Below are 12,843 nucleotides of genomic sequence, written 5' to 3'. Positions count from 1 at the left end.
GGCACGTGGCCCGGCGCGTCTGGCGTCGCGGCGAACTGCTAAAGTCGCGGGGTCGCCAGGAGAGCTTCGTGAACGCGGTAACCCACGATCCCACTGCAGAATCCGACGCGGAAACCCGCATCGTCGAGGTATTGCTGCGCAACGGACGCCTGAAGGACGGCGACCTGGGGCGCGCGCGCCCGTTGCACCGCCAGGCCGGCGGCAGCCTGCTGCAGTTGCTGGTGCGCCTGGGCCTGGTGTCCGAGCGCGACCATGCCCAGACCAGCGCCGAGGTGCTGGGCCTGCCGCTGCTGGAGGCCAAGTCCGTGGCCGAAGCGCCACCCGAATCGCTGCTCGATGCGTTGCCGCTGTCGCTGCGTTTCCTCAAACAATTCCATGTCTGCCCGTTGGCCCTGCACGATGGCGTGCTGCAGCTGTGGGTCAGCGATCCACACGACCCGTATGCGGCGCAGGCGGTGAGCCTGGCGATGGGCACGCCGGTGCGCCTGCAGGTCGGCCTGCGTTCGGAAATCGACGACCTGATCGAACGCTGGTATGGCCAGGGCCGCAGCGCGATGGGCGCGATCATCGAAACCGCCGACGGCGAGGGCGCGGTGATCGACGATATCGAACACCTGCGCGACCTGGCCTCCGAAGCGCCGGTGATCCGCCTGGTCAACCTGGTGATCCAGCGTGCGTTTGAACTGCGCGCCTCGGACATCCACATCGAACCGTTCGAGAACCGGCTCAAGGTGCGCTACCGCGTCGATGGCGTGTTGATCGAGGGCGAGAGCCCGCCGGCCAACCTGACCGCGGCGGTGATCAGCCGGGTCAAGATCATGGCCCGGCTCAACATCGCCGAGCGCCGCCTGCCGCAGGATGGCCGGATCATGCTGCGCGTGCAGGGCAAGGAGCTGGACCTGCGGGTAAGCACGGTGCCCACCGCGCACGGCGAAAGCGTGGTGATGCGCCTGCTCGACCGCGACACGGTGGTATTCGATTTCCACCGCCTGGGCTTCACCGATGCCTTCCTGCCGCAGTTCCGCCGGGTGCTGGAGCAGCCGCACGGGATCCTGCTGGTGACCGGCCCGACCGGTTCGGGCAAGACCACCACGCTGTACACCGCGCTGAGCCAGCTCAACACCGCCGACGTCAAGATCATCACCGTCGAAGACCCGGTCGAATACCAGATCGAAGGCATCAACCAGATCCAGGCCAAGCCGCAGATCGGGCTGGATTTCGCCAATGCGCTGCGCAGCATCGTGCGCCAGGACCCGGACATCATCATGATCGGCGAAATGCGCGACCTGGAAACGGCGCGCATCGCCATCCAGTCCGCGCTGACCGGCCACCTGGTGCTGTCCACGCTGCACACCAACAACGCCGCCGGTGGCATCACCCGCCTGCTCGACATGGGCGTGGAAGACTACCTGCTGACCTCCACCATCAACGGCATCCTGGCCCAGCGCCTGGTGCGCCGGCTGGAGCCGCAGCATGCGCTGCGCTACCCGGCCTCGCCCGAACAGATCGAGAAATTCGGCCTGCGCCGGCTGCAGCCCGATGGCGAGATCTTCCTGTACCGCGCCCAGCCCTCGGCGCTGGCGCCCACCGGGTACCACGGCCGCACCACCATCATGGAATTCCTGGTGATGAACGATGCGCTGCGCGGTGCGGTGATGCGCCGCGCCGGCATGGGCGAGATCGAACAGCTGGCACGCGCGGCCGGTATGCGCACCATGTACGAGGACGGCCTGTCCAAGGCGTTGCTGGGCCTGACCACGATCGAGGAAGTGCTGCGCGTGACGGAGGAATCCTGATGCGCGGTGGACACATCCGGCAGGGCGGCCGCTGAGCATGGCGCAGTACCGCTACAAGGCATTGAACGCGCACGGCGAGCTGTTCGACGGCCAGATGGAGGCTGCCAGCGAAGCAGAGGTGGTCGCGCGCCTGCAGGACCAGGGCCACCTGCCGATGGAGGCGCGGCTGGCCAGCGAGGGCGTGGCCAGCGCCACCTCGTGGGCGGCGCTGCTGCGGCGCAATCCGTTCGATGGCGCCGCACTGCTGCAGTTCACCCAGCAGCTGGCCACCCTGCTCGGCGCCGGGCAACCGCTGGACCGCGCGCTGAGCATCCTGCTGGAACTGCCCGAGGACGAGCGCAGCCGACGGGTGATCACCGACATCCGCGATGTGGTGCGCGGCGGCGCGGCGTTGTCCTCGGCGCTGGAGCGCCAGCATGGGCTGTTCTCGCGCCTGTACGTCAACATGGTGCGCGCCGGCGAGGCCGGTGGCAGCCTGCACGACACCCTGCAGCGGTTGTCGGACTACCTGGAGCGCAGCGCCGAACTCAAGGGCCGGGTGATCAACGCGTTGATCTACCCAGCGATCCTGCTGGCGGTGGTCGGCGGGGCGCTGCTGTTCCTGCTCGGCTACGTGGTGCCGCAGTTCGCGCTGATGTACGAAAGCCTGGATGTGGCATTGCCGTGGTTCACCCAGTGGGTGCTCAGCGCCGGGCTGGTGGTGCGCGATGGCTGGCTGGCCTTCATCGTGGTGCCGGCGCTGGCCGCCCTGGTGCTGGAGCGCAAGCTGCGCCAGCCGGCGTTCCGCCTGGCGATGGATGGCTGGCTGCTGCAGCGCAGGGGCATCGGCGCGCTGCTGGCCAAGCTGGAAACCGCGCGGCTGGCGCGCACCCTGGGCACGCTGCTGCGCAATGGCGTGCCGCTGCTGGCCGGGCTGGGCATCGCCCGCAATGTGCTCGGCAACCGCGCGCTGGCCGCCGATGTGGATACCGCCAGCGACGAGGTCAAGAACGGCAACGGCCTGTCGGTGTCGCTGGCACGCGGCAAGCGGTTCCCGCGGCTGGCGCTGCAGATGATCCAGGTCGGCGAGGAGTCCGGTGCGCTGGACACCATGCTGCTCAAGACCGCCGATACCTTCGAACAGGAAAGCGCACGCGCGATCGACCGCCTGCTGTCGGCGCTGGTGCCGGTGATCACCCTGGTACTGGCCTCGGTGGTCGGCCTGGTGATCGTGGCGGTGCTGGTGCCGTTGTACGACCTGACCAATGCCATCGGCTGACCGGCCGTGGTGAACTACAACCCGATGCCCTGCAAGGAGCCCACATGACCCACCGCCGCAAGCTCACCCGTTTCGCTTCGCCGCGCCACCAGTCGGGCATGAGCCTGCTGGAAATCATCATCGTGATCGTGCTGATCGGCGCGGTGCTGACCCTGGTCGGCAGCCGCGTGCTCGGCGGCGCCGACCGCGGCAAGGCCAACATCGCCAAGTCGCAGATCCAGACCGTGGCCGGCAAGGTCGAGAACTACCAGCTGGACACCGGCAAGCTGCCGGCCAAGCTCGACGACCTGGTCACCCAGCCCGGCGGCAGCAGCGGCTGGCTGGGGCCCTACGCCAAGCCGGCCGAACTCAACGATCCGTGGGGCAATGCGCTGGAATACCGCGTGCCCGGCGAGGGCCAGCCGTTCGACCTGATCAGCCTCGGCAAGGACGGCAAGGTCGGCGGCAGCAGCTACGACGCGGACATCAAGTACGAGTAAGCGCCCTTGGCCCGTTCCGCATCCCCGCGCAGGCTCCGGCCCTACCGCGCGCCTCCGGGCGCGCGCGGGATGTCGCTGCTGGAAATGCTGCTGGTGGTGGCGCTGATCGCCATCGTCGGGGTGGTCACCGCCGCGGCGATGAACGGCGGTATCGACGGCCTGCGCCTGCGTACGGCCGGCAAGGAACTGGCCAGCCAGCTGCGCTATACCCGCACCCAGGCCATCGCCACTGGTGAGCGCCAGCGGTTCCTGATCGATCCGCAGGCACGCACCTGGCAGGCGCCCAACGGCCGCCACGGCAGCTTGCCGGCCGCGCTGGAGGTGCGCTTCCGCGGTGCCCGCGAAGTGGCGGTCGCGCCCGGCCAGGGCGCCATCGCGTTCTACCCCGATGGCGCCTCCAGTGGCGGTGGCATCCAATTGCAGGTGCGCGATGCGGTCTGGAAGATCGACGTCGGCTGGATCACTGGCGAAGTGCGCTCGGGCCAGTCGCGGAGCGACCGATGAAGCGTCAGCGCGGTTACTCGCTGCTGGAGGTGATCGTGGCCTTCGCGCTGCTGGCGCTGGCCCTGACCCTGCTGCTGGGCAGCCTGTCCGGTGCCTCGCGCCAGGTCGGGCAGGCCGAACTGCGCAGCCGCGCGGTGCTGCATGCCCAGTCGCTGCTGGCCACCACCGGGGTGATCGAACCGTTGCAGCAGGGCGAACGCAGCGGGCAATGGGAAGAGGGCCGCTACCACTGGCGGCTGCAGGTGGAGCCATATGCGGACGCCCGCGCCGATGCCGGTGCCGGCGCGCTGGCCGCCGCCGACACCGTGGCCGGTCCGGTGCTGGCGCAACTGACCCTGCAGGTGTGGTGGGGCCAGGCCGACGCCCAGCGCCTGCAGTGGCGCAGCCTGCGCCTGTTGCCGGCCAACGCGGGCACGCTGCGATGAGCTGGCCGGTGCGCGGGCCGCGCGGCTTCACCCTGATCGAAGTGCTGCTGGCCACCGCCCTGCTGGTCGGTGGCCTGGCGCTGGCGTTTGCCACGGTGCGTTCGGCCTTGGCGATCACCCAGCGCGGCGAGCGGATGGCGGCGCACAACGAACGCATGCGTGCGGTCGAAGGCTTCCTGCGCCGGCGTTTGACCATGGCCATGCCGACCGCGACCACGCCACCGGACCCGACCCGCGAACCGGTGTACTTCCTGGGCCAGCCGCAGCAGCTGCTGTTCGTCTCGGACCTGCCCGGCTATCTCGGCCGTGGCGGCCCCTATGTGCATGACCTGCAGGTCCGCGGCAGCGGCGATGCGCAGCGGCTGGAACTGGCGCTGACCCTGGTGCAGAACGGCGAACAGATCCCGGAAGACCCGCCGCGCGCCCCGGAGGTACTGGCCGATGGGTTGCGCGCGGTGCGCTTCCAGTACCGTGGCATCGACCCGCGCAACGGCAAACTGGGCGACTGGCAGGACCGCTGGGAAGATACCCGGCGCCTGCCGAGCCTGGTCTGGATCAGCGTCACCCCGCGCCAGGGCCCGCCGTGGCCGCCGATGGTGGCCGCGCTGGCCCAGGCGCAGGGCCAGACGCGCGGGTTGCAGCGATGAACCGTTCCCGTGGCGCGGCGCTGGTGCTGGTGTTGTGGTTGATCGCGCTGTTGACCGCGGTGGTGGGTGCGTTCGCGTTGAGCGCGCGCATCGAACACATGCAGCAGCGCGTCACCGGCGATGATGCGATCGGCCAGGAACATGCCCGCGCCGGCCTGGAATATGCGTTGTACCGGCTGCAGCCCAGCGCCACGCGCCCGCCCTGGCTGGCCGACGGGCGCCGCTACCGCTGGCAGTTCGACGCGCGCCGGATCGACCTGCGGATCATCGATGAGAACGGCAAGATCAATCTCAACCTGGCCGATGCCACCCTGCTGGCCGCGTTCCTGCGTGCCATGGGCCAGCCGCCCGAGCGCGCCACGCAGCTGGCCGGGGCGATCGTGGACTGGCGCGATGCCGACAGCCTGACCCAGCCCGGCGGTGGCGCCGAACTGCCCGGCTATCTCGCCGCCGGCCTGCCGTATGGCCCGCGCAACAACCGCTTTGAAACGCTGGGCGAACTGCAGCGCGTGCTCGGCATGGACAATGCCCTGTATGAACAGCTGGAGCCGATGCTGACCCTGTACAGTCGACAGCCGCGCCCCGATCCGCGCTTTGCCGCCGGCCCGGTACTGACCGCGCTGGGGCTGGATGCCGAGGCGCTGCTTGCCCAGCGCGAACAGGCCGGCAGCGGCGAAGACGAAAACGTGACCGGCCCAACGCTTGCCAGCGGCAGCGGCACCTATAGTATCGAGAGCCGCGCAATGGATGCGCGCGGCCGCGTGTCGGTCCTGCGTGGCGTGGTGCGGATGGGTACGGCGGGCACGCCGGGGACGACTTACACAGTACTTCGCTGGGAACAGGGAATGGCAGCACGATGACGGCATGGCGGGACAGTCTGGTGCGGGCGCGGGAACAGATGGCGCCGGGCGTGGGCAACGGGCTGCGCTGGTGGCGGCGTTCGCTGCTGGCCTGGTTGCCCGAACGCTGGCAATGGGCGCTGGGCTGGTCGCGTTCGCGGCTGCTGCTGCAGCACGACGGCGACCGCCTGGTGGTGCAGCGCGAAACCGGCTCGCGCTGCGATGCCGTGCTCGAACTGCCCTGGCCGCAAACCCCGCAGGCGTTGGAACAACGGCTGGATGCCCGCCTGCGGACCTTGCCGCGGCATTGGCTGCTGCCGCCGGGCGCGGCCCTGCGCCGGCCGCTGCGCCTGCCGGCGGCGGCCGCCACGCGGCTGCGCGACGTGGTCCGATTCGAGATCGACCGGCAGACCCCGTTCGAGCCGGCGCAGGTCAGCTATGACGTGCGCGAACTGGGCATCCTGGAAGACGGCCAGCTGCAGGTCGAGCTGGTGGTGATGCCGCGGCTGGCGCTGGAACAGTGGGCCGGGCAGGTCGGTCCCTGGGCGCAGGGCCTGGCCGGGGTGGACATGGCCGACGCCGATGGCCAACCGCTGGGCGTGAACCTGCTGCCGGCCGAGCAGCGCCAGACCACGCGCGATCCGATGCGGCGCTGGAACCTGATCCTGGCTGCCGCGGCGCTGGTGCTGCTGGCGCTGGCCGGCCAGCAGATCCTGGCCAACCGCCAGGCCGCCGCCGATGCGTTGCGCGCGCAGGTCGATGCCGCCGCGCGCCAGGCGCGCACGGTGGCCGCACAACGCCAGCAGCTGCAGAACCTGGTCGACGGCGCGGCCTTCCTCGAACAGCAGCGCGGCGCGCATGCCAGCACCGTGGAGCTGTGGAACGAACTGACCCGCCTGCTGCCCGACGGCACCTACCTGGAAAAACTCTCGGTCGAGGGCAACACCCTGCAGTTGATCGGGCTCAGCCGCGAAGCCGCGCAACTGGTGCCGCTGCTGCAGGACTCGCCGCTGTGGCGCAAGGTCAACCTGACCGGCGTGCTGCAGGCCGACGGCGGCGCCAGTGGCCGCGACCGCTTCACCCTCACCGCCGAACTGCAGCCGCTGCCCGGCGCACCGGCCACCACCACGCCTGCCACGGAGGTTGCCGATGGCAGTGCCGACCACACGCCGTGACCGCTGGCTGGCGCTGGCGCTGCTGCTGGCGGTGATCGCCGCGGCCTACCTGGTGCTGGTGCACCCCTGGTTCACCGTGCCGCTGCAGGCGATCAATGCCGACATCGCCACCTTGCAGGAGCGCCAGCAACGCGTGCAGGCCCAGCTGCAGCAGCGCGGCCAGGTCGCACAGGCCTTGCAGCAGGTGCGCAGCGCCCTGGCCGAGCGCCCCGGCTTCCTGCGCGAAGCCACCGCCGAATCGGCCGCCGCCGCATTGTCCTCGCGCCTGCAGGACGCGGTCGCCTCGGCCAGCCCGGGCAACCGCAGCTGCGTGATCAGCAACCGCTCGCCACTGCAGGACACCCGCGCCGATGCGGCGTTCCCGCGGGTGGCGTTGCAGGTGCGGCTGCGCTGTGGCGTGCCGGAAATGGCCGCGGTGCTGCATACCCTGGAAACCGGCAGCCCACGGCTGCTGGTGGGCAATCTCAACCTGTTGGCGCAGCGTTTCCAGCAATCGCCCAATGAAGCCGGCACCGGGCTGGATGTGTCCTTCGAACTGGTGGGGTACCTGCAGCCGGATGCACTGGCCGACGGCAACGCCGCCAGCGCGGCGGCGCCGGCCGGCCTGGCCGCGCCGGTCCCCCCGGCCGGCACCGGGCTTGCCCCGGCCGCGGCGATGGCGGTGCCGGCGGACCCGCAGGCCACCCACGACGACGCCTCGCGCGCCGCCGATGCTGCCGCCGACGCCGCCACCGACGCGGCCGGCGGCGGGGAGGAGGACAGCCATGAAGATTGAACTGGCCTCGTTGCGCAGCGGCTGGCTGGGCGTGGTGGTGCTGTGGGCGGCCGCGATCTGGGTGGCCAGCCTGTTCGGGCTGGGCGGGCGGATCGCCGCCGCCGACGGCACCGCGCGCGGCGTGGCGGCGCTGCCGGTACTGGCGCCGGCCGCACCGGAACGCATCGCCTCGGCCCAGGCCTATGCCGAGATCGGCGCGCGCCCGTTGTTCGCCGAAGACCGCAAGCCGCGCCCGTACCTGCTGGGCGGCAGCGAGCCGGGCGCATCGAGCACGGTCAGCCTGACCGGGGTGCTGCTCACCGGCGAGTTCGGCATGGCGATCCTGACCACCGACCAGAAGCAGTCGCTGCGGCTGCGCCTCAATGGCGAGCCGGTCAACGGCTGGCAGCTGCTGTCGCTGGCACCGCGCAGCGCCACGGTCAGCGGCCCGGGCGGCACCCAGACCCTGGCGTTGAACGTATTCAACGGGCAGGGCGGCGAGCCGCCGACGGTGCTGGTCAACACCGCCAATGGCCCGCGGGTACCGCCGGCCGGCGCCGGTGTGGCGCCGCCGCCGCCGCCGGTTCCCGCCCCGGCCGCCGCGCGGCCTACTCCTCCACCGATGGCCACGGCCGGCCCTGCGCCCGCAGCGGCGCCGGCCGCCCCGGCCCAGGGCCCCAGTGACGAGCAGATGCAAGCCATCCGCGCGCGCATCCAGGCGCGCCGCCAGCAGCTGCAACAACAGCAGCAACCGTCGCAGCAACCGCCCGCGGGCGGCTCCGGCAAAAACAACTAGAGTGCAAAGCATGACACTGCGTCTTTTCTCCCCGCGTCATTTCTGCCTGTCACTCGCCGTGGCCCTGCTGGTGGGCTGCGCCACGGTGCCGGCACCGGAAGTACGCCGCAACGCGGCAACCGACGGCAGCCATCAGGTGGTGGCCGGCGACGGCTCGCATGACGGCGTGGCCGCCGAGCCGCCGGCCGACAGCGGCGCCCCGCAGGCGGTGATCCGGCGCGGCAGCGGCACCATGATCAACCGCAGCGCCGCCGCGGCGGCGGCCCCGTCGCTGTCCCAGGCCGGCAGCGGCCAGGCCACCTTCAACTTCGAGGGCGAGTCGGTGCATGCGGTGGTCAAGGCGATCCTGGGCGACATGCTCGGGCAGAACTACGTGATCGCCCCCGGCGTGCAGGGCACCGTCACCCTGGCCACGCCCAAGCCGGTGTCCTCGGCGCAGGCGCTGAACCTGCTGGAGATGGTGCTGGGCTGGAACAACGCGCGCATGGTCTACAGTGGCGGGCGCTACAACATCGTCGCCGCCGACCAGGCCCTGGCCGGCACGGTCGCCCCCAGCACCGCGCCGGCGTCCAGCGCACGCGGTTTCGAGGTGCGCGTGGTGCCGCTGCAGTTCATCTCGGCCACCGAAATGAAGAAGGTGCTCGAGCCGTATGCGCGCCCGAACGCGATCGTCAACGTCGACAGCGGGCGCAACGTGATCACCCTGGGCGGTACCCGCACCGAACTGGAGAACTACCTGCGCACGGTGGAGATCTTCGACGTGGACTGGCTGTCGGGGATGTCGGTGGGCGTGTTCCCGATCCAGACCGGCAAGGCCGAACAGGTCGCCGCCGATCTGGAAAAAGTGTTCGGCGAAGACAGCAAGACCCCCAGCGCCGGCATGTTCCGTTTCCTGCCGCTGGAGAACGCCAACGCGGTGCTGGTGATCACCCCGCAGGTGCGCTACCTGGACCAGATCCAGCAATGGCTGGAACGCATCGACACCGCCGGCGGCAGCGCCCGCCTGTTTTCCTATGAGCTGCGCTACGTCAAGGCCAAGGACCTGGCCGAGCGCCTGGCCGAAGCCTTCGCCAACGAAAACAGCCGGGGCGGCCGCGGCAGTGGCGGTGGCAGCGGCGCGCTGGCCCCGGGCGGCTCGCAGATGGATCTGGACAGCGGCAGCACCTCGCTCAACAACAGCGGCACCGGCGGCAGTGGCAGCGGCGGGCTGGGCAACGGCAGCTTGAACCTGCCGCAGCGCCAGTCCGGCAATGCCAGCTTCAGCCTGGAAGTGCAGGGCGATACCGTCGGCGTGTCGGCGGTGGAGGAAACCAACACCCTGCTGGTGCGCTCCACCCCGCAGGCCTGGCGCTCGATCCGCGAGGTGATCGAGAAGCTCGACGTGATGCCGATGCAGGTGCATATCGAGGCGCAGGTGGCCGAAGTGGCGCTGACCGGCGACCTCAGCTATGGCGTCAACTGGTTCTTCGAACAGGCCGTGACCACCGGCAAGACCGAAAGCGGCATCGACCTGCCCAGCGCGCTGGGCAGGTCGATCTGGGGCAGCATTTCCGGTACGGTCGGCGGCACCGGCGTCGGCTGGACCTTCCTGGGCAAGAACGCCGCCGCGGTGGTCAGCGCGCTGGACAAGGTCACCAATCTGCGCCTGCTGCAGTCCCCGTCCCTATTCGTGCGCAACAACGCCGAAGCCACCCTCAACGTGGGCACCAAGATCCCGATCAACTCGGTCTCGGTCACCCCCGGCACCGGCGACAACACTTACAGCCAGGTGCAGTACCTGGACACCGGCGTGATCCTCAAGGTGCGCCCGCGGATCACCCGCGACGGGGTGGTGTTCCTGGATATCGTGCAGGAAGTCAGCTCGGCCGGCGCCACCCCGTCCGGCTGCGACCCGACCAAGACCACCTGCAACCCGCCGATCAACACCCGCAAGATCTCCACCGAGGCGGCGGTGCAGAGCGGGGACACCATCATGCTGGCCGGGCTGATCACCGACAACGCCGAGAGCGGCTCCAATGGCGTGCCCGGGCTGAGCAAGATTCCGGTGCTGGGCGCGCTGTTCGGCAGCAAGTCCCAGAAGAGCGGGCGCTCGGAAGTGATCGTGCTGCTGACCCCCACCATCGTGCGCAACGCCCAGGAATCGCGCGACCTCACCGACGAGTACAGCAACCGCTTCCGCGCGATGGAGCCATTCCCGGAACGCAAGAGCAAGCGTTGAGCCGCCGCGTGTCGCCCCGGCGCCGGCCGCGCCTGCTACGCTGCGGGCACACGGCGGCCGGCTGGACCGGGCCGCCGCCCGACCGCCGCGCACAGGGGGACTGATGGGGACGATCGTGTTGCTGCCGATCGGGGTCGACGACAGCGCCCTGGACCGTTGCCTGGGCGCGCTCGATGCCGGCACGCCCGCCGATACCGCGCTGTGGCTGGCCGATGACGGCCAGGCTGGGCCGCGCGCGCAGGCGGTGATCGAACACTGGCTGGCGCAGACCCCGTTGCGTGCCGAGTACACCCGGCGCGCGCGCGGCATCGGCGAGGTGGCGCACCTGGATGAAATGCTGCGCGCCTGTGCCGGCGCCGACGTGGTGGTGCTGGCGCCCGATGCGGTGCCTGCGCCGGGCTGGCTGCTGCAGCTGGAGGCCTGTTTTGCCCGCGATGCCTCGATCGGCTCGGCCACGCCCTGGTGCAACAGCGGCGAGACCGCCGCCTGGCCACGGCTGGGCGAGATCAACCCGCTGCCCGACGACCTGGCCGCGCTGGCCCAGGCCTGCGCTGCGCTGCCGCCGCAGCATCCCGAGCTGCCCTCGGCGGTGGCCCATGCGGTGCTGCTGCGCGGCAACGCGCGGCGCAAGGCCGGTGGGCTGGACATGCACAGCTACGGCTCGTGGAATGCCGCCCTGGTCGACCTCAGCCTGCGCATGGCCGGGCTGGGCTGGCGCAATGCGCTGTGCGAAACCGCCTTCGTGGCCCGGGCCGAGGAGGCGCGCGCCTACGAGGGCGACCTGGATGCGCTGGGCACGCGCTGGCCGAGCTGGCAACCGCGGCTGGCCGCGTTCCTGATGGCCGACCCGCTGCGGCAGCAGCGCCAGGCCCTGCAGCGGTTGCACCGGCAGGCGATAATGCCGCGGTCGCAGGGCGATCTGTTCGCCGTGCCCGCCACCGCCTCACCGGAGCAACCTGCTTGAGCCCAGCCATTGCCGCGATCATCGTCAGCTACCAGAGTGCCAGCACGCTGGAAGGCTGCCTGGACCGGTTGCGCGCCGCCGAGGGCGTGGCGGAAATCCGCGTGGTCGACAACGGCTCCACCGATGCCACCCTGGAGATCGTGCAGCGCCATGCCAGCGCCGACCCGCGCGTGCGCTTCATCGCCAACCCGGACAACCCCGGTTTTGCCGCCGCCAACAACCAGGGCGTGGCCGACAGCCATTCGCCGTGGTTGGCCTTCATCAACCCGGACCTGCTGGTCCAGCGCGATACGCTGGCCCAGCTGTGCCAGCGCGCGGTCGCCCTCGGCGACTGCCTGCTCGGGGTCGAGCAGGTCGACGAGCAGGGCCAGCCCGATGCCGCGGTACGCCGCCGCGATCCGGATTTCGGCGCGATGCTGCGTTCGCCCGGGCAGGGCGCGCGGCTGGCGATCCCGGCCGACCCCGGCCAGGCGCTGCAGCCGGTACCGGCGTTGTCCGGTGCGCTGCTGCTGATGCCGCGCGCGTTGTTCGACCGCATCGGCGGTTGGGATGCCGGCTACCGCCTGCATGCCGAGGACCTGGACCTGTGCCGGCGCGTGCGCCAGGCCGGTGGCCAGGTGGCCATTGCCAACGATTTGCAGGTGGTGCATGTGCGCGGGGTGTCCAGCCGCTCGCGGCCGTTCTTCGTGGAATGGCACAAGCACCGCGGCCTGTGGCGCTACTTCCGCAAGTTCGAGGCCGGCCAGCGCAGCCTGCCGCTACAGGGCGCGGTGTGGGCCGCGATCTGGGCCCACGCGTTGGCGCAGGTACCGCGACTGCTGCGCGCGCGGTAGCTGCCGACCGTTGGTCGGCAGGCGTACCGGCAGGCGCACCGGCAGGCACCGACTGTCGCCGGGCCGTATCGACCAACGGTCGATACCTACCCGGAATTGCCGTCCCGGTAGGTACCCACCGTTGGTGGGTACTTCCACGCAGGCGCATACTTCCA

At 70.7% G+C, this 12,843-nt stretch carries 13 protein-coding genes; all 13 read left to right on the top strand.

What is annotated here, in order from left to right; translation table 11 throughout:
* Positions 1 to 68: 68 nt before the first annotated feature.
* The 13 genes from gspE (at position 69) to IC535_RS04245 (ending at position 12,688) form a co-directional block, all read left to right on the top strand.
* The gene (gene gspE / locus IC535_RS04305) at positions 69 to 1,796 is read left to right on the top strand and encodes a type II secretion system ATPase GspE (protein ID WP_228885680.1); all 1,728 of its coding nucleotides are present in this window, start codon (positions 69 to 71) and stop codon (positions 1,794 to 1,796) included.
* Positions 1,797 to 1,833: 37 nt separating this feature from the next.
* Positions 1,834 to 3,054: a type II secretion system protein XpsF gene (gene xpsF, locus IC535_RS04300; protein WP_228885679.1), complete on the top strand. Its 1,221-nt coding sequence runs from the start codon at positions 1,834 to 1,836 to the stop codon at positions 3,052 to 3,054.
* 44 nt (positions 3,055 to 3,098) lie between these two features.
* The gene (gene gspG, locus IC535_RS04295; protein ID WP_228885678.1) at positions 3,099 to 3,533 is read left to right on the top strand and encodes a type II secretion system major pseudopilin GspG; all 435 of its coding nucleotides are present in this window, start codon (positions 3,099 to 3,101) and stop codon (positions 3,531 to 3,533) included.
* 84 nt (positions 3,534 to 3,617) lie between these two features.
* Complete coding sequence (gene xpsH / locus IC535_RS04290) at positions 3,618 to 4,037, top strand: type II secretion system protein XpsH (protein ID WP_429000366.1); 420 nt, start codon at positions 3,618 to 3,620, stop codon at positions 4,035 to 4,037.
* A complete protein-coding gene (gene xpsI, locus IC535_RS04285) occupies positions 4,034 to 4,462 on the top strand; it encodes a type II secretion system protein XpsI (RefSeq protein ID WP_228885676.1) in 429 nt (142 codons plus the stop codon). Before xpsH ends, xpsI begins: the two co-directional genes overlap by 4 nt.
* Positions 4,459 to 5,109 carry a prepilin-type N-terminal cleavage/methylation domain-containing protein gene (locus IC535_RS04280; protein WP_228885675.1) on the top strand — a complete coding sequence of 217 codons (651 nt, stop codon included), beginning with the start codon at positions 4,459 to 4,461 and terminating at the stop codon, positions 5,107 to 5,109. The genes xpsI and IC535_RS04280 overlap by 4 nt, the downstream gene beginning before the upstream one ends.
* Positions 5,106 to 5,969, top strand: a complete 864-nt coding sequence (locus tag IC535_RS04275) for a general secretion pathway protein GspK (protein WP_228885674.1) — start codon at positions 5,106 to 5,108, stop codon at positions 5,967 to 5,969. The genes IC535_RS04280 and IC535_RS04275 overlap by 4 nt, the downstream gene beginning before the upstream one ends.
* Positions 5,966 to 7,123: a PilN domain-containing protein gene (locus IC535_RS04270; protein ID WP_228885673.1), complete on the top strand. Its 1,158-nt coding sequence runs from the start codon at positions 5,966 to 5,968 to the stop codon at positions 7,121 to 7,123. Before IC535_RS04275 ends, IC535_RS04270 begins: the two co-directional genes overlap by 4 nt.
* Positions 7,098 to 7,898 (top strand): type II secretion system protein GspM, encoded by an 801-nt coding sequence (gspM, locus tag IC535_RS04265; protein WP_228885672.1) that lies wholly within the window; start codon positions 7,098 to 7,100, stop codon positions 7,896 to 7,898. The genes IC535_RS04270 and gspM overlap by 26 nt, the downstream gene beginning before the upstream one ends.
* The gene (locus tag IC535_RS04260; protein WP_228885671.1) at positions 7,888 to 8,673 is read left to right on the top strand and encodes a general secretion pathway protein GspN; all 786 of its coding nucleotides are present in this window, start codon (positions 7,888 to 7,890) and stop codon (positions 8,671 to 8,673) included. Before gspM ends, IC535_RS04260 begins: the two co-directional genes overlap by 11 nt.
* A 10-nt stretch (positions 8,674 to 8,683) precedes the next feature.
* Positions 8,684 to 10,891, top strand: coding sequence for a type II secretion system secretin GspD (gspD, locus tag IC535_RS04255; protein ID WP_228885670.1), 2,208 nt, complete (start codon positions 8,684 to 8,686; stop codon positions 10,889 to 10,891).
* 103 nt (positions 10,892 to 10,994) lie between these two features.
* Positions 10,995 to 11,855, top strand: a complete 861-nt coding sequence (locus tag IC535_RS04250) for a glycosyltransferase family 2 protein (protein WP_228885669.1) — start codon at positions 10,995 to 10,997, stop codon at positions 11,853 to 11,855.
* Complete coding sequence (locus IC535_RS04245) at positions 11,852 to 12,688, top strand: glycosyltransferase family 2 protein (RefSeq protein WP_228885668.1); 837 nt, start codon at positions 11,852 to 11,854, stop codon at positions 12,686 to 12,688. Before IC535_RS04250 ends, IC535_RS04245 begins: the two co-directional genes overlap by 4 nt.
* Positions 12,689 to 12,843 lie beyond the last annotated feature (155 nt).

Origin of the sequence: Stenotrophomonas rhizophila (assembly GCF_020857975.1) — a bacterium.
In the GTDB taxonomy this organism is placed as follows: domain Bacteria; phylum Pseudomonadota; class Gammaproteobacteria; order Xanthomonadales; family Xanthomonadaceae; genus Stenotrophomonas; species Stenotrophomonas rhizophila_C.
This window is presented reverse-complemented; position numbering and strand designations above follow the sequence as displayed.